The sequence below is a fragment of the uncultured Bradyrhizobium sp. genome, assembly GCF_936943645.1.
Lineage (GTDB): Bacteria > Pseudomonadota > Alphaproteobacteria > Rhizobiales > Xanthobacteraceae > Bradyrhizobium.
The window spans coordinates 128,192-154,692 of record NZ_CAKZJO010000051.1 but is presented as its reverse complement, the minus strand read 5'-3'; the positions used below and the strand labels follow the sequence as shown (position 1 = coordinate 154,692).

22 protein-coding genes are annotated in these 26,501 nt (G+C 65.1%); 16 read left to right on the top strand and 6 right to left on the bottom strand.

The window, feature by feature from the left end:
- The first annotated feature begins 1 nt into the window (after position 1).
- From glp to Q0743_RS10330, 13 genes are all read left to right on the top strand, one after another.
- Positions 2–1,258, top strand: coding sequence for a gephyrin-like molybdotransferase Glp (gene glp / locus Q0743_RS10390; RefSeq protein ID WP_298241436.1), 1,257 nt, complete (start codon positions 2–4; stop codon positions 1,256–1,258).
- A 45-nt stretch (positions 1,259–1,303) separates the two neighbouring features.
- Positions 1,304–1,567 carry a sulfurtransferase TusA family protein gene (locus Q0743_RS10385; protein WP_298241435.1) on the top strand — a complete coding sequence of 88 codons (264 nt, stop codon included), beginning with the start codon at positions 1,304–1,306 and terminating at the stop codon, positions 1,565–1,567.
- A 320-nt stretch (positions 1,568–1,887) separates the two neighbouring features.
- A complete protein-coding gene (locus Q0743_RS10380) occupies positions 1,888–3,543 on the top strand; it encodes an OFA family MFS transporter (RefSeq protein ID WP_298241434.1) in 1,656 nt (551 codons plus the stop codon).
- An 85-nt stretch (positions 3,544–3,628) separates the two neighbouring features.
- On the top strand, positions 3,629–3,883 hold the full coding sequence (locus tag Q0743_RS10375) for a hypothetical protein (RefSeq protein WP_298241433.1): 255 nt from the start codon (positions 3,629–3,631) through the stop codon (positions 3,881–3,883).
- A gap of 247 nt (positions 3,884–4,130) precedes the next feature.
- Entirely contained in the window at positions 4,131–5,840 is a 1,710-nt protein-coding gene (locus tag Q0743_RS10370; RefSeq protein ID WP_298241432.1) for an NADH-ubiquinone oxidoreductase-F iron-sulfur binding region domain-containing protein, read from the top strand.
- Complete coding sequence (fdhF, locus tag Q0743_RS10365) at positions 5,837–8,605, top strand: formate dehydrogenase subunit alpha (protein ID WP_298241431.1); 2,769 nt, start codon at positions 5,837–5,839, stop codon at positions 8,603–8,605. Before Q0743_RS10370 ends, fdhF begins: the two co-directional genes overlap by 4 nt.
- A gap of 298 nt (positions 8,606–8,903) precedes the next feature.
- Positions 8,904–9,377 carry a Cys-tRNA(Pro) deacylase gene (gene ybaK, locus Q0743_RS10360; RefSeq protein WP_298241430.1) on the top strand — a complete coding sequence of 158 codons (474 nt, stop codon included), beginning with the start codon at positions 8,904–8,906 and terminating at the stop codon, positions 9,375–9,377.
- 18 nt (positions 9,378–9,395) lie between these two features.
- Positions 9,396–10,478, top strand: coding sequence for a HupE/UreJ family protein (locus Q0743_RS10355; RefSeq protein WP_298241429.1), 1,083 nt, complete (start codon positions 9,396–9,398; stop codon positions 10,476–10,478).
- Positions 10,479–10,721: 243 nt separating this feature from the next.
- Positions 10,722–11,105, top strand: coding sequence for a hypothetical protein (locus tag Q0743_RS10350; RefSeq protein ID WP_298241428.1), 384 nt, complete (start codon positions 10,722–10,724; stop codon positions 11,103–11,105).
- Complete coding sequence (locus Q0743_RS10345; protein ID WP_298241427.1) at positions 11,102–11,959, top strand: alpha/beta hydrolase; 858 nt, start codon at positions 11,102–11,104, stop codon at positions 11,957–11,959. Before Q0743_RS10350 ends, Q0743_RS10345 begins: the two co-directional genes overlap by 4 nt.
- Before the next feature lie 16 nt (positions 11,960–11,975).
- Positions 11,976–13,172: an ABC transporter substrate-binding protein gene (locus tag Q0743_RS10340; RefSeq protein ID WP_298241426.1), complete on the top strand. Its 1,197-nt coding sequence runs from the start codon at positions 11,976–11,978 to the stop codon at positions 13,170–13,172.
- A 61-nt stretch (positions 13,173–13,233) separates the two neighbouring features.
- Complete coding sequence (locus tag Q0743_RS10335; protein WP_298241425.1) at positions 13,234–14,115, top strand: NAD(P)-dependent oxidoreductase; 882 nt, start codon at positions 13,234–13,236, stop codon at positions 14,113–14,115.
- 8 nt (positions 14,116–14,123) lie between these two features.
- Entirely contained in the window at positions 14,124–14,879 is a 756-nt protein-coding gene (locus Q0743_RS10330) for an IclR family transcriptional regulator (RefSeq protein WP_298241424.1), read from the top strand.
- A gap of 4 nt (positions 14,880–14,883) precedes the next feature.
- On the opposite strand, the gene Q0743_RS10325 is transcribed toward Q0743_RS10330, so the two are convergent.
- Entirely contained in the window at positions 14,884–15,579 is a 696-nt protein-coding gene (locus Q0743_RS10325; protein WP_298241423.1) for a GntR family transcriptional regulator, read from the bottom strand.
- Positions 15,580–15,729: 150 nt separating this feature from the next.
- Here Q0743_RS10325 and tcuA point away from each other — a divergent pair, with 150 nt between their 5' ends.
- Together tcuA and tcuB are read left to right on the top strand one after the other, a co-directional pair.
- Positions 15,730–17,121, top strand: a complete 1,392-nt coding sequence (gene tcuA, locus Q0743_RS10320) for an FAD-dependent tricarballylate dehydrogenase TcuA (protein ID WP_298241422.1) — start codon at positions 15,730–15,732, stop codon at positions 17,119–17,121.
- The gene (gene tcuB, locus Q0743_RS10315) at positions 17,108–18,208 is read left to right on the top strand and encodes a tricarballylate utilization 4Fe-4S protein TcuB (RefSeq protein ID WP_298241421.1); all 1,101 of its coding nucleotides are present in this window, start codon (positions 17,108–17,110) and stop codon (positions 18,206–18,208) included. Before tcuA ends, tcuB begins: the two co-directional genes overlap by 14 nt.
- A gap of 3 nt (positions 18,209–18,211) precedes the next feature.
- On the opposite strand, the gene Q0743_RS10310 is transcribed toward tcuB, so the two are convergent.
- The 3 genes from Q0743_RS10310 to Q0743_RS10300 form a co-directional block, all read right to left on the bottom strand.
- Positions 18,212–18,880, bottom strand: a complete 669-nt coding sequence (locus tag Q0743_RS10310; protein WP_298241420.1) for an alpha/beta fold hydrolase — start codon at positions 18,878–18,880, stop codon at positions 18,212–18,214.
- Positions 18,881–18,885: 5 nt separating this feature from the next.
- Positions 18,886–22,290: an acyl-[ACP]--phospholipid O-acyltransferase gene (locus Q0743_RS10305; RefSeq protein WP_298241419.1), complete on the bottom strand. Its 3,405-nt coding sequence runs from the start codon at positions 22,288–22,290 to the stop codon at positions 18,886–18,888.
- Between the two features lie 349 nt (positions 22,291–22,639).
- Positions 22,640–22,906, bottom strand: coding sequence for a hypothetical protein (locus tag Q0743_RS10300; RefSeq protein WP_298241526.1), 267 nt, complete (start codon positions 22,904–22,906; stop codon positions 22,640–22,642).
- Positions 22,907–22,957: 51 nt separating this feature from the next.
- Between Q0743_RS10300 and Q0743_RS10295 the strand changes: the two genes are divergently transcribed.
- Positions 22,958–23,578: a TetR/AcrR family transcriptional regulator gene (locus Q0743_RS10295; protein WP_298241525.1), complete on the top strand. Its 621-nt coding sequence runs from the start codon at positions 22,958–22,960 to the stop codon at positions 23,576–23,578.
- A 15-nt stretch (positions 23,579–23,593) separates the two neighbouring features.
- Here the strand turns inward: Q0743_RS10295 and Q0743_RS10290 are convergent, their stop codons facing one another.
- Entirely contained in the window at positions 23,594–24,901 is a 1,308-nt protein-coding gene (locus tag Q0743_RS10290) for a GGDEF domain-containing protein (protein ID WP_298241418.1), read from the bottom strand.
- A 230-nt stretch (positions 24,902–25,131) separates the two neighbouring features.
- Positions 25,132–26,436, bottom strand: coding sequence for a nicotinate phosphoribosyltransferase (gene pncB / locus Q0743_RS10285; RefSeq protein WP_298241417.1), 1,305 nt, complete (start codon positions 26,434–26,436; stop codon positions 25,132–25,134).
- Between the last annotated feature and the right edge of the window lie 65 nt (positions 26,437–26,501).

The window sequence follows — 26,501 nt, the reverse complement described above, 5'->3', positions numbered from 1 at the left end:
CATGGCGCAACTCTCTGACGATTGCTTTGCCTTCGGCGGCCCGATGATGTCGGTCGACGAGGCCGTTGGTCTCATCACGACGCGCGTCAACGCCATCGCCGATCTGGAGACAGTGACGCTCACCGGCGCAGACGGCCGCGTGCTGGCGCGCGACGTCGCGGCGCCACTGCCGCTACCGCCCTTCACCAACTCGGCCGTCGACGGCTACGCCGTGCGTACCGCCGATCTTCCAAATCGTGCGGAGCAGGCGTTCCCGCTCGACGGGCGTATCCAGGCCGGCGGCCTTGCCCAGTCACCGATCAAGCCCGGCCACACCGCGCGCATCTTCACGGGCGCGCCGATGCCGCCGGGTGCCGAAACCGTCTTCATGCAGGAAGATGTCCGCGTCGATGCTTCGGGCAGGATCGTGCTGCCGCCGGGGCTGAAGCCTGGGGCCAATGTCCGGCCCGCGGGCGAGGACATCCCCCGAGGACAGGTCGCGCTGCGCGCCGGCCAGCGCCTGCGGCCGCAGCACGTCGCGCTTGCCGCCGCGTTCGGGCTTGTCAGTCTCGACGTCGTCAGGCGCATTCGCGTTGCGGTGTTCTCGACCGGCGACGAGCTGGCGTCTCCCGGCGAGCCGCGCGCCGCCTCGCAGCTGTTCGATTCCAACCGCTTCATGCTGATGGCGATGCTGCGCCGCCTCGGCTGCGAGGTTAGCGATCTCGGCATTCTCCGCGACGAGCGGACCTCGCTTGCGAACGGGCTGAAGCAGGTGGCGGGGCAGCACGATCTGATCCTCACCACCGGCGGGGTCTCGACCGGCGAGGAGGATCACGTCAAGGCCGCGGTCGAGAGCATCGGCTCGCTGGTGCTGTGGCGGATGGCGATCAAGCCCGGCCGGCCCGTTGCGATGGGCATCATCGACGGCACGCCGCTGATCGGACTGCCCGGCAATCCCGTCGCGAGTTTCGTGACCTTCGTCCATGTGGTGCGGCCGACGGTGCTGGCGCTGGCAGGTGGCTTGCCGGAGCCGCTGACGCCGATCCCGTTGCGCGCGGCGTTCACCTACAAGAAGAAGGCTGGGCGGCGCGAATATGTCCGCGTCTCCTTGCGGCGCGGGCAAGATGGCGGGCTCGAAGCCGTCAAGTTTCCGCGCGAAGGCGCGGGGCTGTTGTCCTCGCTGGTCGAGACCGACGGCCTCGTCGAGCTCGGTGAAGAGGTGACGCAGGTCGAGCCGGGGCAGAGCGTAGGCTTTCTGTCCTATGCGTGCGTGCTCTAGGGCCGCTGCGTTGACGCCATCACTTCGTCCCGCCATGTTGCGCCCATGACCAGAACGACGCTTGATCTCACCGGGCTGAAATGCCCGCTGCCCGCCCTGAAGACGCGCAAGGCGCTGAAACCGTTACAGCCGGGCGATCAGCTCGAGGTGCACTGCACTGATCCCCTGTCGGTGATTGACATTCCGAACCTGATCCGCGAGACGGGCGACACGGTGGAGATCACCGAGCGCAACGATGCGCGCATCGTGTTCTTGATAGAAAAAGCCAATGGTTCGATAGACGGTGCAAATGGTGCGCTGCGTTCTTGAGACGCGTTACTCCGCTGATACCGACCTTTTGTCTATCGACATCGATCACGGCTTCTGCCCCAATTGACTTTCTCCGTGCGGGCGCGGAGGTTGAGTCTTGTCTGCGATACGCGGATCAAACGGGCCACTCACGAAGCCTGCACGTCGTATCGGGCATAGCGCCCCGCGCGAGGGGTTAACAATTTCGGATGCGCGTGACGATCCTGGCGCGCGTCAGAAGATTGTGCGGAGCAGCAGGGACATTCGTCTGCACCGCAACGAGCTGAGGAACAGGATAGTAGCGGCAGGCTGCTCAGAAGGGCGGCTGAGGGGAGGAATGTATGGCTACAATCGAAGGCGCTGGACCCGTTTCAGGCGCTGGCGCGGGAATCTTTGATCGCGAACATACGGTGGCGAAGGCCGGCTTCAATCGCTGGCTGGTTCCGCCGGCGGCGCTGTGCATCCATCTTTGCATCGGCATGGCCTACGGCTTCTCGGTGTTCTGGCTGCCGCTGTCCCGCGCGATCGGCATCACGCAGAGCAAAGCCTGCCCTGACATGTCGCTGTGGCAGGAGCTGTTCACCACGACCTGCGACTGGAAGGTCGCGAGCCTCGGGTGGATGTACACGCTGTTCTTCGTTCTGCTCGGCGTCTCCGCCGCGATCTGGGGCGGCTGGCTCGAGCGGGCCGGGCCGCGCAAGGCAGGCGCCGTCGCCGCCTGCTGCTGGGGCGGCGGTCTTCTGATCGGCGCGTTCGGCGTCTACGTTCACCAGCTCTGGATCATGTGGCTTGGTTGCGGCGTGATCGGCGGCGTCGGTCTCGGCCTCGGCTACATCTCGCCGGTGTCGACATTGGTGAAGTGGTTCCCCGACCGCCGTGGCATGGCGACCGGCATGGCCATCATGGGCTTCGGCGGCGGCGCCATGATCGGCGCACCGCTCGCCAACCTCCTGATCAACTATTTCAAGACGCCGACCTCGGTCGGCGTCTGGGAGACGTTCGTCGCGATGGGCGTCATCTACTTCGTCTTCATGATGATCGGCGCCTTCGCCTATCGCGTGATCCCGGTCGGCTGGCAGCCCGAGGGCTGGACGCCGCCGAGCGAAAAGAAGTCGATGATCACCGAGCACCACGTTCATCTCAACAACGCGCACAAGACGCCGCAGTTCTGGCTGATCTGGTGGGTGCTGTGCCTCAACGTGTCGGCGGGCATCGGCGTGATCGGCATGGCTTCGCCGATGTTGCAGGAGATCTTCGCCGGCAAGCTGATCGGTCTGCCCGACGTGAGCTTCAGCCAGCTCTCGACCGAGCAGAAGACCGTCATCGCCGGCATCGCCGCAGGGTTCGCCGGTCTGTTGTCGCTGTTCAACATCGCCGGCAGGTTCTTCTGGGCCTCGCTGTCCGACTATATGGGCCGCAAGAACACCTATTACACGTTCTTCCTGCTCGGCATCGCACTCTACGCGCTGGCGCCGACCTTCGCGGCGATGGGCTCGAAGCTGCTGTTCGTGGTCGGCTTCGGCATCATCCTGTCGATGTATGGCGGCGGCTTCGCGACGGTGCCGGCCTATCTCGCCGACATGTTCGGAACCCAGTTCGTCGGCGCCATCCACGGCCGGTTGCTGACGGCCTGGTCGACGGCCGGCATCATCGGCCCCGTGGTGGTCAACTACATCCGCGAGTTCCAGCTCGCGGCCGGCGTGCCACGCGATCAGCTCTACAACACGACGATGTACATCCTCTGCGCAATGCTGATTGCTGGCTTGATCTGCAACTACATGATCAAGCCGGTCGACCCGAAGTGGAATATGAGCCCCGAGGAGGTTGCCCGATTGCAGGCGGCCAGCGCCAAGAGCGAGGCGTCGATCCAGCACGGCTCGTTCGGCATCGGCAAGGGCGGTCTGGATGCCAAGGCGGCGATGTTCTGGGCCTTCGTCGGCGTGCCGCTGGCCTGGGGCGTCTGGAAGACGCTCGAGAGCGCGGTGAAGATCTTCTGATCGCAAATCCACACCGGCGCGGGATGTCGTTGCTCGGCATCCCGCGCTGCTCGTCTTTCAAGTCACAGGATCTAGGGGGATTCCTATGCTTCGCACCCGTATCTGCCTCGCCGCCATGCTGCTGGCCGCAGGCCTTCACACCGCGTCGGCACAGACTGCCGCAACCACAGAAGCCAAGCCTGGCAAGATCAAGCTTTCCATGCAGAAGCTGAAGGACATGAAGGCCAAATGGGCCGCCAACAAGCCGAAGCTGAAGGCCTGCCGGGCCGAGGTGAAGTCCAAGGGCCTCGCCGGCGATGACCGCTGGTTCTACATTGAGGAGTGCATGAACAAGAGTTGAGGCGAAGTTCCGCCGGCGTTTGTTCGGAGGCGTGGCGGGGCAACTGCCCGCCTCCTAAATCATTATAGAGACGTTCTAAATTTACTTGCCCCTCTGGTATACCAGAGACTAGAGTTGAGCGGAATGAGGCTCGATTCAGGGCCGCGAAGAGCGCGCGGTTCCATCTGTTGAGCCTGGAAATGAAGGCAGGTCGCAGTGGCGATCCGGTCTGAAACCATCGCGGATGTAGGGAGAACGCGACGTTTCCATGAGCAGCAACGACGACGTTCACAAGGTCAGAGACTTCGAGCATCCGGGCGAGGGGCGCCGGCGCGCCAAGGCCACGCCCAAGGGCCGTCAGGTCGATCCCACCGCCGCGCATGAGATCGAGCAATTGCTCGGCGATCGCCCGCGGCGGCGCGATCTGTTGATCGAATATCTGCACCTGATCCAGGACAAATATCATCAGATCTCGGCCGCGCATTTGGCGGCGCTTGCCGACGAGATGAAGCTTGCCTTCGCCGAAGTGTTCGAGACCGCGACCTTCTACGCGCATTTCGACGTGGTGAAGGAGGGCGAGCCGAGCATCCCGCCGCTGACGATCCGCGTCTGCGACTCTCTCACCTGCGCAATGCTTGGCGGCGAGAAGCTGCTGGAAGATCTGCAGAGTTCATCGGGCCCCGGCATCCGCGTCGTGCGCGCGCCTTGCGTCGGCCGCTGCGACACCGCGCCGGCTGCGGAGGTCGGGCACAACTTCGTCGACCATGCGACCGTCGCCAAAGTGATGGCGGCGGCCAAGGGCGGTGACACCCACGCGCATCTGCCCAAATACATCGATTACGACGCCTATGTCGTGGGCGGCGGTTACAAGCTGCTGGGTCGCGTGCGCTCGGGTGAGCTGTCGACGGACGATCTGCTCAAGGGCCTCGATGACGCTTCGCTGCGCGGTCTCGGCGGCGCAGGCTTCCCGACGGGACGCAAATGGCGCGCCGTGCTCGGCGAGCCCGGTCCGCGGCTGATGGCGATCAACGGCGACGAGGGCGAGCCCGGCACGTTCAAGGACCGGGTCTATCTCGAGAGCGATCCGCACCGCTTCCTCGAAGGCATGCTGATCGGCGCGCATGTGGTGCAGGCCTCGGACGTCTACATCTACCTGCGCGACGAATATCCGGCCTCGCGCGAGATCCTGGAGCGCGAGATCGCAAAGCTGCCGCCGGGTGGTCCGACCCTGCATATGCGCCGCGGCGCCGGCGCCTATATCTGCGGCGAGGAATCCTCGCTGCTGGAAAGCATCGAAGGCAAGCGCGGCCTGCCCCGGCACAAGCCGCCTTACCCGTTCCAGGTCGGCCTGTTCGGCCTGCCGACGCTGATCAACAACATCGAGACGCTGTGGTGGGTGCGCGACATCGTCGAGAAGGGCGCCGACTGGTGGAAGGGTCACGGCCGGCATGAGCGGCACGGCCTGCGCAGCTTCTCGGTCTCGGGCCGCGTGAAGAATCCCGGCATGAAGCTGGCGCCGTCAGGCATCACCGTGCGCGAATTGATCGACGAATATTGCGGCGGCATGGCCGACGGCCACCAGTTCTACGCCTATCTTCCGGGCGGCGCGTCCGGCGGCATCCTGCCGGCGTCGATGGACGACATCCCGCTCGATTTCGGCACGCTGGAGAAATACGGCTGCTTCATCGGCTCGGCGGCGATCGTGATCCTGTCGCAGAAGGACAGCGTGCGCGCGGCTGCGCTCAACCTGATGAAGTTCTTCGAGGACGAGAGCTGCGGCCAGTGCACGCCGTGCCGGGTCGGAACCCAGAAGGCGGCGCAGCTGATGCAGAAACCGGTCTGGAACCGTGCTCTGCTGGAAGAATTGAGCCAGGCGATGCGCGATGCCTCGATCTGCGGGCTCGGACAGGCGGCATCGAATCCGCTGGCCACCGTGATCAAATATTTCCCTGACGAGTTCAAGGAAGCGGCCGAATGACCAAGATTACGTTCGAACTCGACGGCAAGCAGGTCGAAGCAAAACCCGGCGAGACGATCTGGCAGGTCGCCAAGCGGCAGGGCCGCGAGATCCCGCATCTCTGTTATTCGCCCGCGCCCGATTATCGCCCCGACGGCAATTGCCGCGCCTGCATGGTCGAGATCGAAGGCGAGCGCGTGCTGGCCGCGTCCTGCAAGCGCACGCCGTCGGTCGGCATGAAGGTGAAGACCGAATCCGCGCGCGCCGTCTCTGCGCAGAAGATGGTGATGGAGCTGCTGGTTGCCGACCAGCCGGCGCGCGAGACCAGCCACGATCCGGATTCGAAATTCTGGCACTGGGCGGAGACCACTGGCGTCACCGAGAGCCGCTTTCCCGCGGCCGAGCGCTGGGAGACCGACGCCAGCCATCCGGCGATGCGCGTCAACCTCGATGCCTGCATCCAGTGCGGCCTTTGCGTGCGCGCCTGCCGCGAGGTCCAGGTCAACGACGTCATCGGCATGGCCTATCGCAGCCATGGCTCGAAGATCGTATTCGACTTCGACGATCCCATGGGCGAATCCACCTGCGTTGCCTGCGGCGAATGCGTGCAGGCCTGCCCGACCGGCGCCTTGATGCCGGCCGTGATGCTCGACGACAAGCAGACCCGCGTGACTTACGCGGACAAGAAGGTGGATTCGCTCTGCCCGTTCTGCGGTGTCGGCTGCCAGGTGACTTACGAGGTCAAGGACGAGAAGGTGATCTATGCCGAGGGCCGCGACGGCCCCGCCAATCACAACCGTCTTTGCGTCAAGGGCCGTTTCGGCTTCGACTATATCCATCACCCGCATCGCCTGACCAAGCCGCTGGTGCGGCTGCCGAACGCGAAGAAGGATGCCAACGACCAGGTCGATCCCGCCAATCCGTTCACCCATTTCCGGGAAGCGAGCTGGGAAGAAGCGCTCGATATCGCCGCCAAGGGCCTCGTCAAGATTCGCGACGAGAAGGGCGTGAAGGCGCTGGCCGGCTTCGGCTCGGCCAAGGGCTCCAACGAAGAGGCCTATCTGTTCCAGAAGCTGGTGCGCACCGGCTTCGGCTCCAACAACGTCGACCACTGCACCCGTCTGTGCCACGCCTCGTCGGTGGCGGCGCTGTTCGAAGGCCTGAGCTCGGGCGCGGTGTCCGCGCCGTTTGCTGCCGCGATGGATGCCGAGGTCATCATCGTGATCGGCGCCAACCCGACCGTGAACCATCCGGTCGCCGCGACCTTCATCAAGAACGCGGTCAAGCAGAATGGCGCCAAGCTGTTCGTGATGGATCCGCGCCGGCAGACGCTGTCGCGCCACGCCACCAAGCATCTGCAGTTCAAGCCGGGCTCCGACGTCGCCATGCTGAACGCGATGATCAACACGATCATCACCGAAGGCCTCACCGACGACCAGTACATCGCCGGCTACACCGAGGGCTTCGAGGATCTCAAGGAAAAGATCAAGGAGTTCACCCCTGAAAAGATGGAGGCGATCTGCGGCATCCCCGCCCAGACGCTGCGCGAGGTCGCACGCACCTACGCGCGCGCAAAGTCGTCGATCATCTTCTGGGGCATGGGCATCAGCCAGCACGTCCACGGCACCGACAATGCGCGCTGCCTGATCGCGCTGGCGCTGATCACCGGACAGGTCGGTCGTCCCGGCACCGGCCTGCATCCGCTGCGCGGCCAGAACAACGTGCAAGGCGCCTCCGACGCCGGCCTGATCCCGATGTTCCTGCCGGATTACCAGCCGGTCAGCCGCGACGATCTGCGCGGCAATTTCGAGAAGATGTGGGGTGAGGACCTCGATCCCGTCCGCGGCCTGACCGTGGTCGAGATCATGAACGCGATCCATGCCGGCGAGATCACGGGCATGTATATCGAGGGCGAGAACCCCGCGATGTCCGACCCCGATCTGCAGCATGCGCGTCAGGCGCTCGCGATGCTCGACCATCTCGTGGTGCAGGATCTCTTCGTCACCGAGACCGCGTTCCACGCCGACGTCATCCTGCCGGCCTCGGCCTTCGCGGAGAAGGACGGCTCCTTCACCAACACCGATCGCCGCGTGCAGCTCGCCCGCCAGGTGATCAAGCCGCCGGGCGATGCGCGGCAGGATCTCTGGATCATCCAGGAGATCGGCAAGCGCATGGGCCTGCCGTGGAATTATGCCGGTCCCGGCGACGTCTTTACCGAGATGGCGGAGCTGATGCCGTCGCTGAAGAACATCACCTGGGAGCGGCTCGTGCGCGAAGGCGCGGTGACCTATCCGGTCGACGATCCGAACAAGCCCGGCAACGAGATCATCTTCACCACGGGTTTCCCGACCGCGAGCGGCCGCGGCAAGATCGTGCCGGCCAAGGTGATCCCGCCGGACGAGATCCCGGACGACGAATATCCCATGGTGCTGTCGACCGGCCGCGTGCTGGAGCACTGGCACACCGGCTCGATGACGCGCCGCGCCCAGGTGCTCGACCAGATCGAGCCCGAGGCAGTCGCGTTCATGTCGCCGAAGGACATGCGGAAGAAGAAGCTTGCGCCGGGCGATTTCATTCGCCTGGAGACCCGCCGTGGCGCCATCGAGGTCAAGGTTCGCTCCGATCGCGACGTGCCGGAGAACATGGTGTTCATGCCGTTCTGCTACGCGGAGGCGGCGGCGAACCTGTTGACCAACCCGGCGCTCGATCCGTTCGGCAAGATCCCGGAATTCAAGTTCTGCGCGGCGAGAGCCGAGCGCGCGGAGATGCGGGACGCGGCGGAGTAGGGTGAGGCGGGTTTCGGCGGTGCGTGGCCAAGCCACCGCCGTCGTCCCTGCGAAAGCAGGGACCCATACCGCGTGATCTCTCGATGGTTGGCGGTCGTAGTCCCGAACTGCCAGCCTTCGCGAAACCCCTCCCTGTGGTTATGGGTCCCCGCGTTCGCGGGGACGACAGCTGTGTATGTGGTTGGCGTCTGCCCCTACAATCGTCATTGCGAGCGAAGCAATCCAGAATCCCTCCGCGGAAAGAGCCTGGATTGCTTCGTCGCTTCGCTCCTCGCAATGACGGTGGTAGATACCATCCATGTCCAAAGTCACCCCCGCCACCCGCGCGCTGACGACCGCTCGCGTTGCCTTCACCGTCCACGGCTACGACTACGATCCCGACGCCGAAAGCATCGGGCTGCAGGCCGCTGCCGCACTCGGTGAAGACCCCGCGCGCGTGTTGAAGACGCTGATGGCCCAGGTCGACGGCAAGCCCGTCTGCGTGGTCGTGCCGTCCGATCAGGAGGTGTCGATGAAGAAGCTCGCCGCAGCCGCGGGCGGCAAGTCGGCGCAGATGATGAAGCCGCCCGAAGCCGAACGCGTCACCGGCTACAAGGTCGGCGGCATCAGCCCGTTCGGCCAGCGCAAGCAGGTGCCGACCGTGATCGAGCAGAGTGCGCTGACCCATGACCTCGTCTATCTCAATGGCGGACAGCGCGGCTTGCAGGTGCGGCTGAAGCCCGCCGACGTGCGCGATGTCCTCAAGGCGGTCGCCGCCGATGTGCTGGCGTGAGAGCGATGGAGCGCAATCATGATCCGGCCGCAGCTCCTGTGGCTCGCGGTTCTGCTCGGACTTGGCCTGCCGGCTGAGGCGCATCAGGTCAACCTTGTGACGGCCCGCGTGGCGCTGGCCGGAGATCGCATGGTGAGCGTCGAGTTGGGGCTGAAGGGCAGCGACATCGATCGCCTGATCGGCGCCAAGGTGTACGATGCGCGGCAGGACACGGTCGATCCGGCCGCGGTCGAAGCGGCCAAAGCCGCAATCCTCGCCTATCTCGACAAGCATCTGGCCGTCACGAGCGGCGGAATGCCCTGCCCGCGGAGCGTTGCCGCGATCCTGCCCGACGGCGACGGCGTTGTCTATCGCAGCAGCTTTGCCTGCGCCAACATCGCCGGCGACATTGTCTATCGCTCCAGCGTGCTGACCGAGACGGATCCGACCGGACGCCAGGTCGTGCTGATCGCGCGGGGCCAGTCCGAAACGCAAGCTTTGCTCGACGCGGGCCACACGACGGTGACGCTTTCGGCGACGCCGTCGTCGTGGTCGACCATCCAGCGCTATCTCCTCACCGGCATCGAGCACATCTTCCTTGGCTACGATCACATTGCCTTCCTGATCGCCGTGATGCTGTGGGCCCGCCGGCTGGTCCCCGTCATCAAGATCGTCACCGCTTTCACGATCGCGCACTCGATCACCTTGTCGCTGGCCGCGCTGGATCTCGTCGTCGTCACGGGCCGCATCGTGGAGCCGGCGATCGCAGCGTCGATCGTCTTCGTTTCCGTCGAAAATTTTGTCTCGCGCGACATCGACAGGCGCTGGCGCGTCGCCTTCCTGTTCGGACTGGTTCACGGATTTGGCTTTGCCGGCGTGCTTCGCGAGGTCGGCTTGCCGCCGAATGCGGTGGTGCCCGCTCTCGCTGCATTCAACGTCGGCGTCGAGATCGGGCAGATCGCGATCGTCGCGGTCGTGGTGCCGGTGCTGGCGTTGCTGGACCGGCTCACCATGGCCGGGCGCGGCGAACCGGTGAGGTCGGCAAGCCTGGTGTATGCGGTATCCGCGGCAATCAGCCTGCTCGGCAGCTGTTGGTTGATCATGCGCGTCTTCGAGGCTTGATCGCGCGCCACGCATTCGGCTCCAAATTCGATCGTTCGAGCGTCCGGCCTCTTGCCGTCCGCGGGCACCCAATTCCCATGGCGGTCGTGGCACTTGAGTTCACTCGCGAGCCCTGTATAGATCCTGATTAGAAATAGAATATCGTTCTATCCAATAGAACGATGGCCTTTGAGGGACGAAACGATGGAATCCGAACGCGTTCGTCGAGACACCGATCCACCGGTGCAGTTCACACCTGAGGCCGTGATCGCGGCCTTCAAGGAGATTCCCGATCTGTTGGCGGGCGACGCGGCGTTGACCGCGCGTGGCCGGTGGCTGGACGTCGACTGTCTGCTCGGGCCAAGCACGCAGCCCTTCCACGTCGCGATCCGCGCCGGACAGATCGTCGATATGATTCCGGCGCCGGTGCTGATGCGCTCATGGCGCTTCGCCTACCGTGCGACGCCCGCCGCGTTCGCCGCCTATTGGCAGACGATGCCGCCGGCCGGCTGGCATGACCTTCTGGCGTTGACCAAGCGCGGGCAGGCGACGCTCGAAGGCGAGATCCATCCCTTCATGACTCATCTCCAATATTTCAAGGATCTGCTTGCTCTGCCGCGCCGGAACGGCTTTGGAGGTGCGTCATGAGCGGCTTCATCGAGCCGATCATCGGCCGCTACGTCCATGTCGAGATCGACGGCGAGACCAACCGGATCTATTTCGAGGAGAACGGCAGCGGCATTCCCCTGGTCTGCCTGCACACCGCCGGCTCCGACGCGCGGCAGTGGCGCCATCTGCTGGCGGACGATGAATTCACCAAACATTTCCGCGTCATCGCCTTCGACATGCCCTGGCATGGCAAGTCCAACCCGCCCGATAGCCAATATGGCAGCGAATACCGGCTGACCACGGCCAGCTACACCGCGACCATCCGCGCGTTCTGCAAGGCGCTCGGGCTGGACAGGCCGGTAGTGATGGGTTGCTCGATCGGCGGCCGCATCGTCCTCAATCTCGCCATCGCGCATGCCAGCGAATTCCGCGCCTTGATCGGGCTCGAAGCCGCCGACTTCCAGCAACCCTGGTACGACACGGCGTGGCTGAATCGGCCCGACGTGCATGGCGGCGAGGTCTGCGCAGCCCTGGTGTCGGGATTGATCGCGCCGAACGGCCCCGAGGCCGCGCGCAACGAAACGCTGTGGGGCTACAAGCAGGGCGGTCCCGGTATCTTCAAGGGCGACCTCTATTTCTATCGCGTCGACGGCGATCTGCGCGGTCGCACCGGCAACATCGATGTCAACGCGTGCCCGCTCTACCTCCTGACCGGCGAATACGACTTCTCCTGTACGCCGGAGGACACGTTGCGCACCGCCGCCGGCATCCCCGGCGCGAAGGCGACCGTGATGGAGCGGCTCGGTCATTTTCCGATGAGCGAAAACCCGGATCAGTTCCGCCGCTACATCGCGCCGGTGCTGCAAGACATCCTCGATAAGCAAAGATTGTAAACGGGAGGCGTATGTTATGAAGTTGCGTTGGATGATGGCGGCCGTTCTGGCCGCGCAGGCGGGTGCCGCATTTGCAGCCGACAACGTCATCAGGATCGGCGTTCTCAACGACCAGTCCGGCGTATTCGCGGACAATGGCGGACGCGGCTCGGTCGCGGCCGCAAAGCTTGCCGCCGAAGATTTCGGCAACGAACTGCTCGGCAAGAAGATCGAGATCATCTCGGCCGATCACCAGAACAAGCCGGACATCGCTTCGGCCACGGCGCGAAAGTGGTTCGACAATGAAGGCGTCGACATGATCGCGGACGGCGCGGCATCGTCCGCCGGCTTTGCCATCCTCGAGGTCGCCAAGCAGAAGAACAAGATCTTCGTCATCTCCGGCCCCGGCTCGTCCGACTTCACGGGCAAGTCGTGCTCGCCCGTCAGCTTCCACTTCAATTACGACACCTATGCGCTGTCGAAGCTGACCAGCGACGCGATCACGCGGGCCGGCGGCAAGACCTGGTATTTCGTCACGGCCGATTATGCCTTCGGCCACGCGCTGCAGCGCGACGCCACGAAGTTCATCGAGGCGGCCGGCGGCAAGGTGATCGGCTCGGCCGCGCATCCGCTCGGCACCGCCGACTTCGCCTCCTTCCTGCTGCAAGCGCAGGGCTCCAAGGCCGACGTCGTTGGGCTCGCGACATCAGGCGCCGACGTGCAAACCGCAATCAAGCAGGCCGGTGAGTTCGGCGTCGTCGAGGGTGGCCAGAAGCTCGCCGGCCTGCTCGTCTTCATCACCGACGTGAATTCGCTCGGCCTGAAGGTCACGCAAGGCCTGCAGGTGACGACCTCGTTCTACTGGGATCTCGACGAGCAGACCCGCGCCTGGTCGAAGCGCTACGCTGGCCTGATGGACGGCAAGGTTGCCAGCATGGTGCAGGCCGGTGTCTACAGCGGCGTCCATCACTACCTTGCCGCCGTGAAGGCCGCCGGCACGACCGACACGACGGCCGTTGCCGCCAAGATGCACGAGCTGAAGGTCAACGACATGTACAACAAGGATGTCGCGATCCGCCCCGACGGGCGCGTGCTACTCACCATGTACCTGGTCCAGGTGAAAAAGCCGGAGGAGTCCAAGTACAAGTTCGACTACTACCGGATCGTCAGCTCCAAGGCGGGCGAAGAGGTGTTCCGGCCGATGAGCGAAGGCGGTTGCCCGCTGGTCAAGTAGCTGTGCCGGCCGGGCGGGATCAATTCTCGCCCGGCCGCGGGATTTCGAGGGAGAGTACGGAATGTCTGGTTCGATCGGGTTCATCGGTCTCGGTGTCATGGGCGAGCCGATCTGCCGCAACCTGTTGCGCAAGAGCGGGCGAACGGTGCTTGCGTTCGACCTTGCCGCGGAGCCGCTGGCGCGGATCGCTGCTGACGGTGCGGTCGCGGCGAAGTCGATCGCTGATGTCGTCGGCGGCAGCGAGACGATCTTCCTGTGCCTGCCCAGCGCCAGGCACGTGATGTCGGTATTCGCCGGGCTGTTGCCGGCGATCAGAAGCTGTCAGACCGTGATCGATCTCGGCACCTCCGATGTCGGTCAGACGCGCGCCTTCGCAAAACAGCTCTCCGACAAGGGCGCGCTCTGGATCGACGCGCCGATCGCGCGCACCCGGCAGGCGGCGCAGGACGGCACGCTCAGCGTCATGGTCGGCGCGACGCCCGCGCAGTTCGCCGTGGTCGAGCCGCTGATCCGGCATTTCGCCACCGATGTCACGCTCTGCGGCGGGACCGGTGCGGGGCAGGTGACGAAGATCCTGAACAACATGGTGCTGTTCGAGACGGTCAACGCGCTGGCCGAAGCCGTCGCGCTCGCCAAGCACAGCGGCGTCGAGCCGAAGCTGCTGCTGGAGACGCTGTCGAAGGGATCGGCGGACAGTTTTGCCCTGCGCAACCATGGCATGAAAGCGATCGTCGCCAAGGAGTTTCCGCTGCGGGCCTTCTCGACCGAATATGCCATGAAGGATCTGTCTTACGCGCTGGAGCTGGGCGCACAGGCTGGTCTGAGCCTTCGCGGCGCCGCGCTGATGCGCGAGATCTTCCAGGAGACGATCGACAAGGGCATGGGCGATGCGTACTTTCCTGTCATCGCCAAGCTGATCGATCCCTCCGGATTCCCGAACTAGGAGACCGCATGCCTTCGCCCGGTGTTGCCGCCGTCGACCGCGCCCTGAGCATTTTGGCGGCCTTCGAGGATGCGCCGGAGCCGATGACGCTGGCCGAGCTTGCCCGGCGCACGAAGATGTACAAGAGCACGCTGCTGCGGCTGATGGCATCGCTGCAGGAGTTCGGCTATCTCATTCAGCTTGCCGACGGCCGCTACCATCTCGGCCCGACGCCGTTCCGGCTCGGCGCGGTCTACCAGCGCAGCAACAACCTCCATGACCGTGTGATGCCGCTGCTGCGGCAGCTCGTGGCGGACGGGACCGAGAGTCCTTCGTTCCACGTGCGGCACGATGCCAGGCGCCGGCTGTGCGTCTTCCGCGTGGATTCCCAGCATTCGACGCTGGACCGCGTGGAAGCCGGCATGCTGCTGCCGCTCGATCGCGGCGCCGCCGGCCGGGTCATCCTCGCCTTCGACGGCGAGAGGGGCGACAGCTACGACGAGATTCGTGAAGACTGCATCGCCGTCTCCTTCGGCGAGCGCGATCCCGATTGCGCCGGGCTGGCCTGTCCGGTGTTCGGTCCCGGCGGCAAATGCGTCGGCGCGCTCTCGCTCTCGGGGCCGAAGCCGCGCTTCACGCGCGACAACATCAAGACGATGACGTCGCAACTGGTGAAGGCCGCCCTCCGCCTGACGCGCGCGCTGGGCGGGCCGACCGATCGGCTCGACGCCGCCTTGGCTGATACGGCCGAGGACGCGCGGCCCGCGCGCCGGGCACGGCGATAGAAGATTACTGCTTCTGCAGGAGCTTGAGCCGGCAGCGCAGTGCCTCGCGGATGTGGGCCCGCGCGAGTTGCTCGGCCTTGTCGCCATCACGCGCGGCGATGGCGGCGACGATGGCCTGATGCTCGTCATGGCTGGTCGAGGGACGTCCTGCGACCGTAAAGGTGGTTGGGCCGAGCAGGGCGATCCAGTCCTGCAATTCGCGCGAGGCGTTGTCGAGATAGCGGTTGCGCGCGGCGCGGCAGATCGCTTCGTGGAAGGCGCGGTTCAGCCTTGCCATGTCTCCTGCCGTCTCGGGGGTATCGGTCGCGGAGGCCGCGACGAAGGCCTGCTCGATGTCCCCGAGCGCTTCGATCTCGGTGGACGAGGCGTGCTCGGCGGCCAGCCGCGCGGCGGCGCCTTCCATGATCTCGCGCATGGCGTAGAGCTCGAGCACCTCCGAGATGTCGAGATTGCGCACGATCAGGCCGCGGCCGGCGGCGGGCTCGACGAAGCCGCGTGCCGCGAGGCGGCCCAACGCCTCGCGCACCGGCGTGCGGCTGACCTTCAGCCGCTGGGCGACCTCTTCCTCGCGCAGCCGATCGCCGGCACGATAGCTGCCGGCCTGCAACGCCTCGCAGAGCGAGCGGAACACGGCTTCTCCCAGCGCAACGCCACTGCTGCGCGCAATCGATCCGCCTGTCTTCGCCGGCCGTCTGGCCATGTTCCCTCGAGGCGCATCCTGCCCATGCAGAGATGCCGCTTGCACGATCTTTGTATATCTTTGTATACAAACGTGCGCAATGGCTGCCGGGCTTGACCGGGGCGGTCGGCGGGCAGAAAGTTTCCAATCTCGTCGCATCGGACAGACGGCATGAGCAGCAAGTACGACGTGCTGGTGATCGGGGGCGGCAATGCGGCGCTGTGCGCGGCGATCGCGGCGCGCCGCGGCGGTGCCTCGGTGCTGGTCCTGGAAGGCGCGCCGAAATTCTATCGCGGCGGCAACACGCGCCACACCCGCAACATGCGCTGCGCCCACGACGCCGCCACCGAAATCCTGACCGGCCCCTACGCCGAGGAGGAGTTCTGGGAGGATCTGCTGCGCGTCACCGGCGGCAAGACCGACGAGGTGCTCGCGCGGCACATGATCCGCGAGTCCAAGGACATCCTGAACTGGATCGTGGAGCAGGGCGTGCGCTGGCAGCCTTCGCTCGGCGGTACGCTGAGCCTCGGCCGGACCAACTCGTTCTTCCTCGGCGGCGGCCGCGCGATGCTGAACGCGCTCTATCTCACCGCCGAGCGACTCGGTGTTGACGTCGAATACGATGCCGAGGTCACCGACCTCGTGATCGAGGACGGCATGTTCCTCGCCGCGCGCCTGAAGCGGCCGGTGAATGGCGAGACCGAGATCCGTGCCACCTCATTGGTGGCCGCCGCCGGCGGGTTCGAGGCCAACATCGAATGGCTGAAGCAATATTGGGGCGAGGCCGCCGACAACTTCCTGATCCGCGGCACGCCCTATAACCGCGGCTCTATTCTCAAAATGTTGCTGGACAAGGGCGTGCAGCAGGTCGGCGATCCCACCCAGTGCCATGCGGTCGCGATCGACGCCCGCGCGCCGAAATTCGACGGCGGCATCATCACGCGGCATGACTCGGTCGTGTTCGGCATCGTCGTCAACAAGCATGCCCAGCGCTTCTACGACGAGGGCGAGGACATCTGGCCGAAGCGCTACGCCATCTGGGGCCGGCTGGTCGCGGCGCAGCCCGACCAGATCGCCTACATCATCTTCGATTCCACCGTCGTCACCAGCTTCATGCCGACGCTGTTCCCGCCGATCGCGGGGCAGACCGTCGCTGAGCTTGCCGGCAAGCTCGAGCTCGATCCGGCCGCGCTGGAGAAGACCATCGCCGAATTCAATGCCGCGGTACGCCCCGGCACCTTCGACCACACCGTCCTGGATGACTGCGTGACCGAGGGCATCATGCCGCCGAAGACGCACTGGGCGCGCAGGATCGAGACGCCGCCTTATCTCGCTTACCCGGTGCGGCCCGGTATCACCTTCACCTATCTCGGCACGCGCGTGAACAGGGAGGCGCGGATGCTGATGGCCGACGGCAAGCCGTCCGGCAACATGTTCGCGGCCGGCGAGATCATGGCCGGCAACGTGCTCGGCAAGGGTTACGCCGCCGGCATGGGCATGACCATCGGCAGCGTGTTCGGACGGATCGCAGGGCGGGAAGCGGCGAAACATGCACGGAACTAGGATTCTCGACGAGGCCGACCGTCTGATGACGGTCTGCAATTCCTGCCGCTACTGCGAGGGCCTGTGCGCGGTGTTTCCCGCCATGGAGATGCGGCGCGCCTTCTCCGACGGCGATCTCAACTATCTCGCCAATCTCTGCCATTCCTGCGGCGCTTGCTATGTCGACTGCCAGTTCTCGCCGCCGCACGAGTTCAACGTCAACGTTCCCAAGACACTCGCCGTCGCGCGCGCCGAGTCCTACGCGGCCTATGCCTGGCCGGGCGCGCTGTCCGGCGCCTTCGCGCGCAACGGCCTCGTCATCAGCATCGTCGCCGCGCTCAGCATGGCGGGTTTCATCCTCGGCTTTGCTGCCCTGCACGACCGCAGCGTGCTGTTTGGCGTGCACACCGGTCCCGGCGCCTTCTACAAGCTGATGCCGCACAATGCGATGGCCGCCTTGTTCAGCGCCGCATTCCTCTACGCCGTCCTGGCGCTGGTCATGAGCGTGCGCGCCTTCTGGCGCGACATCGGCCCCGCCGTCAGTGGCCGCGCCGACGGCGGCTCGATCTTCCAGGCGATCCGCGATGCCGGCGAGCTGCGCTATCTCCATGGCGGCGGCGTCGGCTGCTATAACGAGGACGACAAGCCGACCGACCGGCGCAGGCTGTATCACCACCTGACTTTCTACGGCTTCATCCTGTGCTTCGCCGCGACGTCGGTGGCGACGCTCTATCACTATCTGCTCGCGCGCGAGGCGCCGTATCCGTGGTGGGACCTGCCCGTCGTGCTCGGCACGCTCGGCGGCATTGGCCTCGTCGTGGGACCGGCCGGGCTGTTCTTGGCGAAGCTGCGCAGGGCGCCGGAATTGCTCGACGATAACAGCTACGGCATGGATGTCGGCTTCATTGCCATGCTGTTCCTGACCGGTCTCACGGGCATGCTGCTGCTGTTCATGCGCGAGACCGCCGCGATGGGGCCGCTGCTGGCGCTGCATCTCGGGGCGGTGTTCGCGCTGTTCATCACCATGCCCTATGGCAAGTTCGTGCACGGCATCTATCGTTTCGTCGCCCTGGTTCGCTATGCGCAGGAGCGCCGTACGGCATCGTGACGGCTACCCGGGCTTGAAGCGGCCGTCGTGCAGGAAGGCGATGGTCTGGTCGATCACGGTGGCATGACGCGGCAGCCCGGTATGGGACACCTTCACGACGATATGGTCGGCCATGCCTGAAAGCATCGCGCTTTGCACCGAGACACGTCCGTCATTCGGCTTCGGCAGAACCAGCAGGCCGGCGACGGGGTCGATGAAGCGGCTTCCCGCGATCACGCCGACGGGATAGTCCACGGCGGGCAGCGAGTCGGACCGAGAGCCCGTCGTGAGCTCGAGCCCTGCGGGCCCATAGAAGGCGCGGTAGACACGGGATCCGCTCAGGAGATCGGCGACTTCGCTGCCGTTGTTCGGCGTGCCCAGCATCACGACGCCGGCAAGCCGGTCCGGTCTGTATTTCGCGATATAGGCGCGCGCCACGAGGCCGCCCATCGAATGCGCAACGAAGTGCAGCGGCGCGTCACGTTGGGCAAAGCCGTCAACGGCTTCGTGAATGTCGCCCGCGAGCGCTGCGATCGGCTTTTTGCGGCTGGGATAGTCGATGTTGAGTGTCTTGAACCCGCTGGCCCGGAGCGCGCGTTCCAACTTCGTCAGGGATGCCGAGGTTCGCGCGATGCCGTGAAGCAGAACCACTCCCGGGCATCGCGCGTCGCCTGATCGAGGCACCTCGTGCATTCGTCTTACGCCACCTCGCGCTCCGGCGCGGAAGCCTGCTCGCGGGCCATCGTCGTTGCCGTGACATAGTCGGTCTTGCCGGTGCCGAGCAGCGGCACCTTGTCGATCACCATGATCGCCGCGGGAACGGTGAGCTCGCTTGCGCCGACCACCTTGGCCTGGGCCTGCATCGCGCTGCGCTCGGCGGTCTTCTCCGTCGTCAGCAGCACGATGCGCTCGCCCTTGCGCTGGTCGGGGATCGACACGGCGACCGAGCCGGCCTGCGGCCACAGCGCCGTCGCGATGGCCTCGACCGCCGACAGCGAGACCATTTCGCCCGCGATCTTGGCAAAGCGCTTGGCGCGACCCTTGATCGTGATGAAGCCGGCGGCGTCGATCGCCACGATGTCGCCGGTGTCGTGCCAGCCCTCGGGGAGCTTTTCGAGCACACCAGGATTTTCGGCCCTGAGGTAACCGAGCATCACGTTCGGGCCGCGCACGGAGAGACGCCCGCCTTCCTCGATGCCGGGAACCGGATCGAGGCGGCTTTCCATCAGCGGCGAGAGGCGGCCGACGGTGCCGGGGCGGTTGGCCATCGGCGTGTTCATCGCCAGCACCGGTGCCGTCTCGGTCACGCCATAACCTTCGAGGATGCGGATGCCGTAGCGCTCCATGAACACCTGCCGCGTGCGGTCCTTGACCGCCTCGGCGCCGGCAATCACGAGCCGCAGGGTGCGGAAGTCGTAGGCATGCGCCGAGCGGGCGTAACCGGTGAGGAACGTATCGGTACCGAACAGGATCGTGGCGCCGGTCTGGTAGATCAGCTCGGGCACGATCCGGTAATGCAGCGGCGAGGGGTACATGTAGATCGGGATGCCCGCCAGCATCGGCATCATCATGCCACCGGTCAGTCCGAACGAGTGGAACACCGGCAGCACGTTGAACACCTTGTCATTGGCATTGGCATCGACCCGCGCCAGCGCCTGCGCCGCGTTGGCGAGGATGTTGCGATGGGACAGCGCCACGCCCTTGGGCGTACCTTCCGAACCCGAGGTGAACAGCACCACGGCCGGATCGCTCGCCTGGCGAATGACGCGCGGCGTCGTGCCGGCGAGCAGGCCCTTGATCTTGTCGGCCACGCCGATCGAGGCGCGGACGTCTTCGAGGTAGACGACGCGCGCCTCCGTGGAGATCGCGGCCATCAGCTTGTCGAGCTTGCCCTTCTCGATGAAGGCCTTCGATGTCAGCACGGTCTTGACCTGCGCGGCCTTCATGGCGGCGAGGACGTTGACCGGGCCGGCCGAGAAGTTGAGCATCGCCGGCACCCGGCCGATGTTCTGCAGCGCCATGAAGACGACGGCGACGCCCGCGGAGTTCGGCAGCAGCACGCCGACATTCTCGCCGACGTCGGTGCCGATCTCGAGCTTGCGGCTGAGAACCTGCGCGCCGAGGATCAGCTTGCGATAGGTCAGCTTGGTGCCGAGCGCGTCCTCGATGATGACCTTGCCGGTGTCGCGGTCGCGATAGGCGTGCCCGAGCGCTTCGAACAGCGAGTGATCGAGCATGGCGTTCTTCACCAGGGCGTCGATCATCACGTCCTGGAGCGCAGCGCCTGCGGCATTGCGGCGTGCCTTGCCCTTCAGCGCGGCATCGACCGGCAGCTTCACAGGCGGCAGGATGGTGACCGTCACCCGCGGAAACCACGAGCGCTTGATCTGGCTGGAGTTGAGGTAGCTGAGATGCGAACGCTGCGCGCCTTCGATGCGCACGGGCACGACCACGGCGTCGGCCTTGTCCGCGATCATCGCGGTGCCGTCATAGACCTTCATCAGCGAACCGGAGACGGTGATGCGTCCCTCCGGGAAGATCACGACAGGCTCGCCGGCGGCGACCAGCTTGATCAGGTCGCGCGCGGCCAGCGGCTTGGTCGGGTCCATGGTGTAGTGCTTGACGACACGCAGGAACGGCTTGGCCCACCAGGCCTTGGCGATGCCGGTATCGACCGCGAAGCTCGCGTCGATCGGCAGCACGGCGTGCAGCAGCGGGCCGTCGATCAGGCTGACATGGTTTGGCGCGATCAGCATGCGCGTGCCCGGAGGCGGCAGGTTTTCGAGGCCACGGACCTCGGTGCGGAACAGCGCGCGGAACAGGAGGCCGCCGAAATCGCGCACGCCTTCCTTGCCCCACTTGGTCAGCACGAACCACACCGCGCCGAAGCTGGCGACGCCGAGGCCGAAGAAGATCCAGCCGACATGAACTCCGCCGGCCTGCAGCAGCGCGACGAACAGCGAGCCGACCACCATGAAGGCGGCCTGCAGCACGTTGCCGGCCGCGATGATGCGGGCGCGCTCGTTCGGCGCCGACCAGGCTTGCACGGCGGCGAAGGACGGAACGACGAACAGGCCGCCGCCGAATGCGAAGGCGACGAAGTCGACCAGCATGCGCAAGCCCGCGAACGATGTCGCGAAGTCGAGCGCGGCGATGTCCTGGCCCTTGGCGGTCACGGCGATGGCCCAGGCGAGATCGAGGCCGGCAAAGCCCATGATGATGGCGCCGATCGGCACCAGCGCAAGGTTGGGGCGAACGTGGCTGAGGCTCGCGGCGAACAGCGAGCCGATCGCGATGCCGATCGCGAAGACCGCAAGGCACAGCGTCACCACGCCCTCGGTGCCGCCGACGACCTCCTTGACCAGCGCCGGCAGCAGCGACAGCACGATGGCGCCGACCAGCCAGAACCAGGACACGATCACGGTGCCGTCCCACAGGCGGTGGTCGGCGTGCAGGGTCTTGAGAAGGCTGACCGTCGAGGTCCAGGGATTGGCATCGACGGGCAGGTCGGGCGCCGACGGTGTCGTCTGCGGAATGCGCGAAGCAAAGGCCCAGGACAGCAGGGCCAGCACGACCACCGCGGATGCAACCCAGCCCATATGCGCGGAGCCGGCCACGAACTGGCCGCCGGCGACGGTGCCGAGCAGGATGGCCATGAAGGTCGCGCCTTCCACCAGCGCGTTGCCGGTCGCGAGCTCGCCGAGCTCGAGCTGGTCCGGAAGCATGGCGTATTTCACGGGGCCGAACAGGGCGGCGATGACGCCGAACAGCGCGAGCGCTGCGAACAGCAGCGGCACCGAGTGCAGGAAGAAGCCGGCTGCGGCAAAGCCCGCGGCGAAGATCTCGGCGAATTTGAGCCGCCTTGCAACGACGGATTTGACGTATTTGTCGGCGAGTTGGCCGCCGAGCCCGGACAGGATGAAATAGGGGAAGATGAAGACGGCGCCTGCCACCGTGACCAGCGCATCGCCGTGGCCGGTCGCGGCGCTGTAAAGCAGGATGATGACGAGCGCGTTCTTGAGCACGTTGTCATTGAGCGCCGAGAAGAATTGCGCCCAGAACAGTGGCGCAAAGCGGCGTGACGACATCAATTCCCTGATCATGACTAGTCCTGTTTTGGAAAGGCAGCCTGAGGTTGTTACGTTGTCTGTGAAACCTCACGACCGGAAGCGCATGGGGAGAACGATTGCACGGCGAAGATGTTGCCGGCCTGCTCCGTCCCCTGGGTTCCTCCGATCCTGTTGGTCTCCAACTGGTCTCGTTAGGTTCGCAAATATCTGATCGCGGCCGCGTCAGCCGCGCTTAATCCGGATATGGCCCGGACGATGAGGAAACCTGAACCACCTTGCGGAGGCCAGCGGGTTCGACCTCGAATGTCCGGACATGGTGAGTCCTTCGTTGCAACCGGATCCGGGATTCGGGCCGCATCTGAGGGGCACGGCCACACTCAGCTCAGGTCAGATGGGAGAGATGGCGAAAGGGCGAGAAGCGGCCGAGAACGCTGAACCTGCGGCCTTCGAGGCGTGCACGATCGCGGCTCGCCCGCCACATCCGGAAGGTCGCGCGCCGTTCGGCGAGCACGCCGGCGACGTCGCAGGCATTGGCGATACGATTGATCGGCGCCATGGCGATCCGCAGCAGGGCCTTGCCAAATCCGGTCACGAGGGCGGCGGCGTCGTCGATGAAGGTGGTGGCGATATCAACAGCGAGGGTTTGCATTTTGGTCGTCTCCAGGTTAATTTGAACAATGTTCACATGAGTAGCTTGAAAATGAACAATGTTCAAGAAGAATCGCTGCGGGACCAGAAAAAAAATCGGCGGCGTCTCCAGATCCTGGAGATCGCGCGCGGCATCATCGCGGCTAAGGGATTGAGATCGTTGAAGGTTCGCGACGTTGCGGAGGCCGCCGGCTGTTCCGTCGGGAGCGTCTATAACGAGTTCGGGGACTTCGACGGGGTGATCCTGACCGTCAATCGGGAAACGGTGCAGGCCCTTACAGCCCGGCTGCGCGGGGTTCCGGCTGATGATCCGGTGCGCCAGCTCTACGGGCTCGCCGCGACCTACCTCGAATTCTTCGCCGAACACGCCAATCTGCTGCGCTCGCTGTTCGAGCACCGCATGGAGGACGACCGTCCCTATCCCGACGACATCCTGCAGATGGTGATGGATGCTTTCGCGCTGATGCATCCGCCCCTGGTGCGACTGCTGCCGGATGCGGACGACGTGAAGATCGCGCTGCTGTCACGCACCCTGTTTTCCGCCGTGCACGGCATCATTTCGCTCGGCCTTGAAGAGCGCATGGTCGCCGTGCCGCCGCAGATGCTGCGTCAGCAGGTCGAACAGTTCGTCGACACCCATCTCGCGGGTCTCGGGATTTTGCCTTTGCAGTGAACAGTGCGGGCGACCTCAGGCCCGTGCAGCTTCGCGCGGCCGTGTTGCAACGACGATGACATCAGGCCTTCCGCCGTCGACCTGAACACGGTTGCGTCCCTTATCCTTGGCGCGATAGCAGGCGGCATCCGCGCGCCGCATCGCGTCCTCGAGCGTGGTGTCGCGGTCGGCGATGCAGGCGACACCGATGCTGGCGGTCACTGCAAAGCAGCGATCGTCCCAGGCGAAGGTGAACATCTCCAGCGCGCGCCGCAGCCGTTCGGCGATATCGACCGCGCTCGCGGGCGAGCACTGCGGCAGGATCAGGCCGAATTCGTCGCCGCCGAGGCGCGCCACCAGGTCGTACGGGCGCCGTTCCTGTTGCAGGAGGCGCGAGATCTGGCAGAGAAGGCGATCGCCAGCGAGGTGCCCGCAGGTGTCGTTGACGTTCTTGAACTGATCGAGATCGAGCAGGATCAGGCTCAGCGAACCTGCCGCGGCAACGTCCAGCTCGCTTTGCAGTCGCGCCTCGAACGCGCGGCGGTTGGACAGGCCGGTCAGCCAGTCGTGCGACGCCTGGAAGGCCAGGCGTTCCTTCTCGGCATGCAGGGCGTCTTCGAACGCCTGTCGTTGCAGCACCAATCGTCTGGTGTGCCAGACCAGGAGCAGAACGAGCGTGATGGCGGTGACGATGTTGATGCCGGTCAGCGTCAGCTTGATGGCGCGGGAGCCCTCGCCGAGGACGGTCGAGAACCGGTTGGCATGGACCGTGAACTGGGCGTTGAGCTCGGAGAGCCGTGACGACAGCACTTGCAGGCGGCGTGCGTCCTGAACAGGACCGTTCTCCCACTCGGAGCGGATGACCTCGCCGAAGATGCTCAGCTCCAGCAGCATGGGGTCGGTAGCGGCCCACTCGCGGATCGCTTCCTGCAGGAAGCTGACGCGGTTGAAGTATCGAAACAGCCAGATCAGTCCCGGAACGTCGTCGGGATGATTGCCGCCTTGCAGAAAGCCGATGCGGGCCGCCTCGACGTCGACCGGATCGCGCTCGAGTGCCCAGCGCGCGAACTCGTCGCCGATGGGAACGGCGAGCGAGGCCTGGTATTGCACGAACTGGCTGGCCTCACCCGAATGCAGATAGAGATTGAGGAAATAGACGGCATTCTTCTGCGAGCGCGACCACATCGCCTCGCCCGCGACATAGGCGCGGACCGAAGACATCACCTCGAGACTGAATCCCGCGACCGTCGCCTGCAGCACGACGACCATCACGAAAGGCGAGACGAGCTTGATGACGTGAAGGAAGCTGCGTTCCTTCATCGACGTCGCTGTTCTGCGAAACACCCTGCGTTCCCCAAATCGCGCCATGCCCCCAGCGGAGCGATGCGACTGCAACGCGAAGTAGATGCGATGGTTGCTTAACTCCAGCTGAAATGCATGCAGGACCGCATCGCAGGGTGAAAGCGTCGTGAAACGATTGGGCGCAGATTGCTTCAAATGCCGGGGAAATGGGCGAACCCGCGCGTCACGTTTGCCGCACGCACCTTACTCGACGAAGAGACCCGGGTGCGCGGCTAGACCAGCACCGGCTTGCGCACGCGGCCGGCGTCGCCGAACACGCGCAGGTACCGCTCGATCTCCGAGGGCATGCCGGTCGCCTTCTCCGGATTGTCGGAGAGCTTGACGGCGGGATGGCCGTCGACCGACGACACCTTGCAGACCAGCGAAATCGGATCGAGATTGAACGAGCCGTCCGGCGTGCAGCCGACGAAGTCGTTGGTGAGGTTGGTGCCCCAGCCGAAGGAGAGCCGCACCCGGCCGGCAAAGTGATGATAGGTCTCCTCGATCGAGCCGACATCCATCGCGTCGGAAAAGACGAGCAGCTTGTCCTTGGGATTGCGACCCTTCTTCTCCCACCAGGCGATGATCTCCTCGCCGGCCTGGATCGGCGGCGCGCTGTCGGGCCGGAAGCCTGTCCAGTCGGCGACCCATTCCGGCGCATCGCGCAGGAAGGCCTTGGTGCCGAAGGCATCGGGCAGTGCGATCAGAAGGTTGCCGCCATAGGTCTGGCGCCACTGGTCGAGAATGCGATAGGGCGCCCAGCGCAATTCCTCGTCGTCCTTGGCGAGCGCGGCCGCGACCATCGGCAGCTCATGCGCATTGGTGCCGATGGCTTCGAGATCGTTGTCCATTGCGAGCAGCACGTTGGAGGTGCCGATGAAGGACGAGCCGAGGCCCTCCTTCACCGCCTCCACGCACCAGCGCTGCCAGAGGAAGCCGTGCCGGCGGCGGGTGCCGAAGTCGGACAGGCGCAGATTTTCCAGCTTGCGCAGCCGCTCCACCTTGGTCCAGAGCTTGGCCTTGGCGCGGGCGTAGAGCACGTCGAGCTCGAAGCGGCCGCGGCCCTTGATCGCCGCGCGCGAGCGCAGCTCGTTGAGGATTGCAAGCGCCGGGATCTCCCACATCGAGGTGTGAGTCCACGGTCCGTGGAAATGCAATTCGTACTGGCCCTCGACCTTGCGCAGCTCGTATTCGGGAAGGCGGAATTCGGCCAGCCAACGGATGAAGTCCGCCGAGAACATGTGGGTCTTGCCGTAGAACGTATTACCGGCAAGCCAGATCAGCTCTTTCTTGCTGAAGCGGATGGTGCGGGCGTGATCGAGCTGGGCCCGCAGCTCGCCCTCGTCGATGATCTCGGCAAGCCGGACATGGCGCGAGCGGTTGATCACCGAGAACGTCACCTGCTGATCCGGGTAGTCCTCCCGAATCATTTGCAACATCAATAGCTTGTAGAAGTCGGTATCAAGCAGGCTGCGGATGATGGGATCCAGCCGCCAGCTGTGATTGTAGGTCCGGCTTGCAATATCGGTCACTGTCATGGGGCGATTTTAGCGCGGCTCCCTTTGCGCAACCAGTGGGTTTGGCGAGGGGTGGTCTTCCGGAA

Bases quoted from the DNA above. Each gene is read 5' to 3' on its own strand.
- glp (WP_298241436.1), top strand. From the start codon at position 2: ATGGCGCAACTCTCTGACGATTGCTTTGCCTTCGGCGGCCCGATGATG.
- Q0743_RS10385 (WP_298241435.1), top strand. From the start codon at position 1,304: ATGACCAGAACGACGCTTGATCTCACCGGGCTGAAATGCCCGCTGCCC.
- Q0743_RS10380 (WP_298241434.1), top strand. From the start codon at position 1,888: ATGGCTACAATCGAAGGCGCTGGACCCGTTTCAGGCGCTGGCGCGGGA.
- Q0743_RS10375 (WP_298241433.1), top strand. From the start codon at position 3,629: ATGCTTCGCACCCGTATCTGCCTCGCCGCCATGCTGCTGGCCGCAGGC.
- Q0743_RS10370 (WP_298241432.1), top strand. From the start codon at position 4,131: ATGAGCAGCAACGACGACGTTCACAAGGTCAGAGACTTCGAGCATCCG.
- fdhF (WP_298241431.1), top strand. From the start codon at position 5,837: ATGACCAAGATTACGTTCGAACTCGACGGCAAGCAGGTCGAAGCAAAA.
- ybaK (WP_298241430.1), top strand. From the start codon at position 8,904: ATGTCCAAAGTCACCCCCGCCACCCGCGCGCTGACGACCGCTCGCGTT.
- Q0743_RS10355 (WP_298241429.1), top strand. From the start codon at position 9,396: ATGATCCGGCCGCAGCTCCTGTGGCTCGCGGTTCTGCTCGGACTTGGC.
- Q0743_RS10345 (WP_298241427.1), top strand. From the start codon at position 11,102: ATGAGCGGCTTCATCGAGCCGATCATCGGCCGCTACGTCCATGTCGAG.
- Q0743_RS10340 (WP_298241426.1), top strand. From the start codon at position 11,976: ATGAAGTTGCGTTGGATGATGGCGGCCGTTCTGGCCGCGCAGGCGGGT.
- Q0743_RS10335 (WP_298241425.1), top strand. From the start codon at position 13,234: ATGTCTGGTTCGATCGGGTTCATCGGTCTCGGTGTCATGGGCGAGCCG.
- Q0743_RS10330 (WP_298241424.1), top strand. From the start codon at position 14,124: ATGCCTTCGCCCGGTGTTGCCGCCGTCGACCGCGCCCTGAGCATTTTG.
- Q0743_RS10325 (WP_298241423.1), bottom strand. From the start codon at position 15,579: ATGGCCAGACGGCCGGCGAAGACAGGCGGATCGATTGCGCGCAGCAGT.
- tcuA (WP_298241422.1), top strand. From the start codon at position 15,730: ATGAGCAGCAAGTACGACGTGCTGGTGATCGGGGGCGGCAATGCGGCG.
- tcuB (WP_298241421.1), top strand. From the start codon at position 17,108: ATGCACGGAACTAGGATTCTCGACGAGGCCGACCGTCTGATGACGGTC.
- Q0743_RS10310 (WP_298241420.1), bottom strand. From the start codon at position 18,880: ATGCACGAGGTGCCTCGATCAGGCGACGCGCGATGCCCGGGAGTGGTT.
- Q0743_RS10305 (WP_298241419.1), bottom strand. From the start codon at position 22,290: ATGATCAGGGAATTGATGTCGTCACGCCGCTTTGCGCCACTGTTCTGG.
- Q0743_RS10300 (WP_298241526.1), bottom strand. From the start codon at position 22,906: ATGCAAACCCTCGCTGTTGATATCGCCACCACCTTCATCGACGACGCC.
- Q0743_RS10295 (WP_298241525.1), top strand. From the start codon at position 22,958: ATGAACAATGTTCAAGAAGAATCGCTGCGGGACCAGAAAAAAAATCGG.
- pncB (WP_298241417.1), bottom strand. From the start codon at position 26,436: ATGACAGTGACCGATATTGCAAGCCGGACCTACAATCACAGCTGGCGG.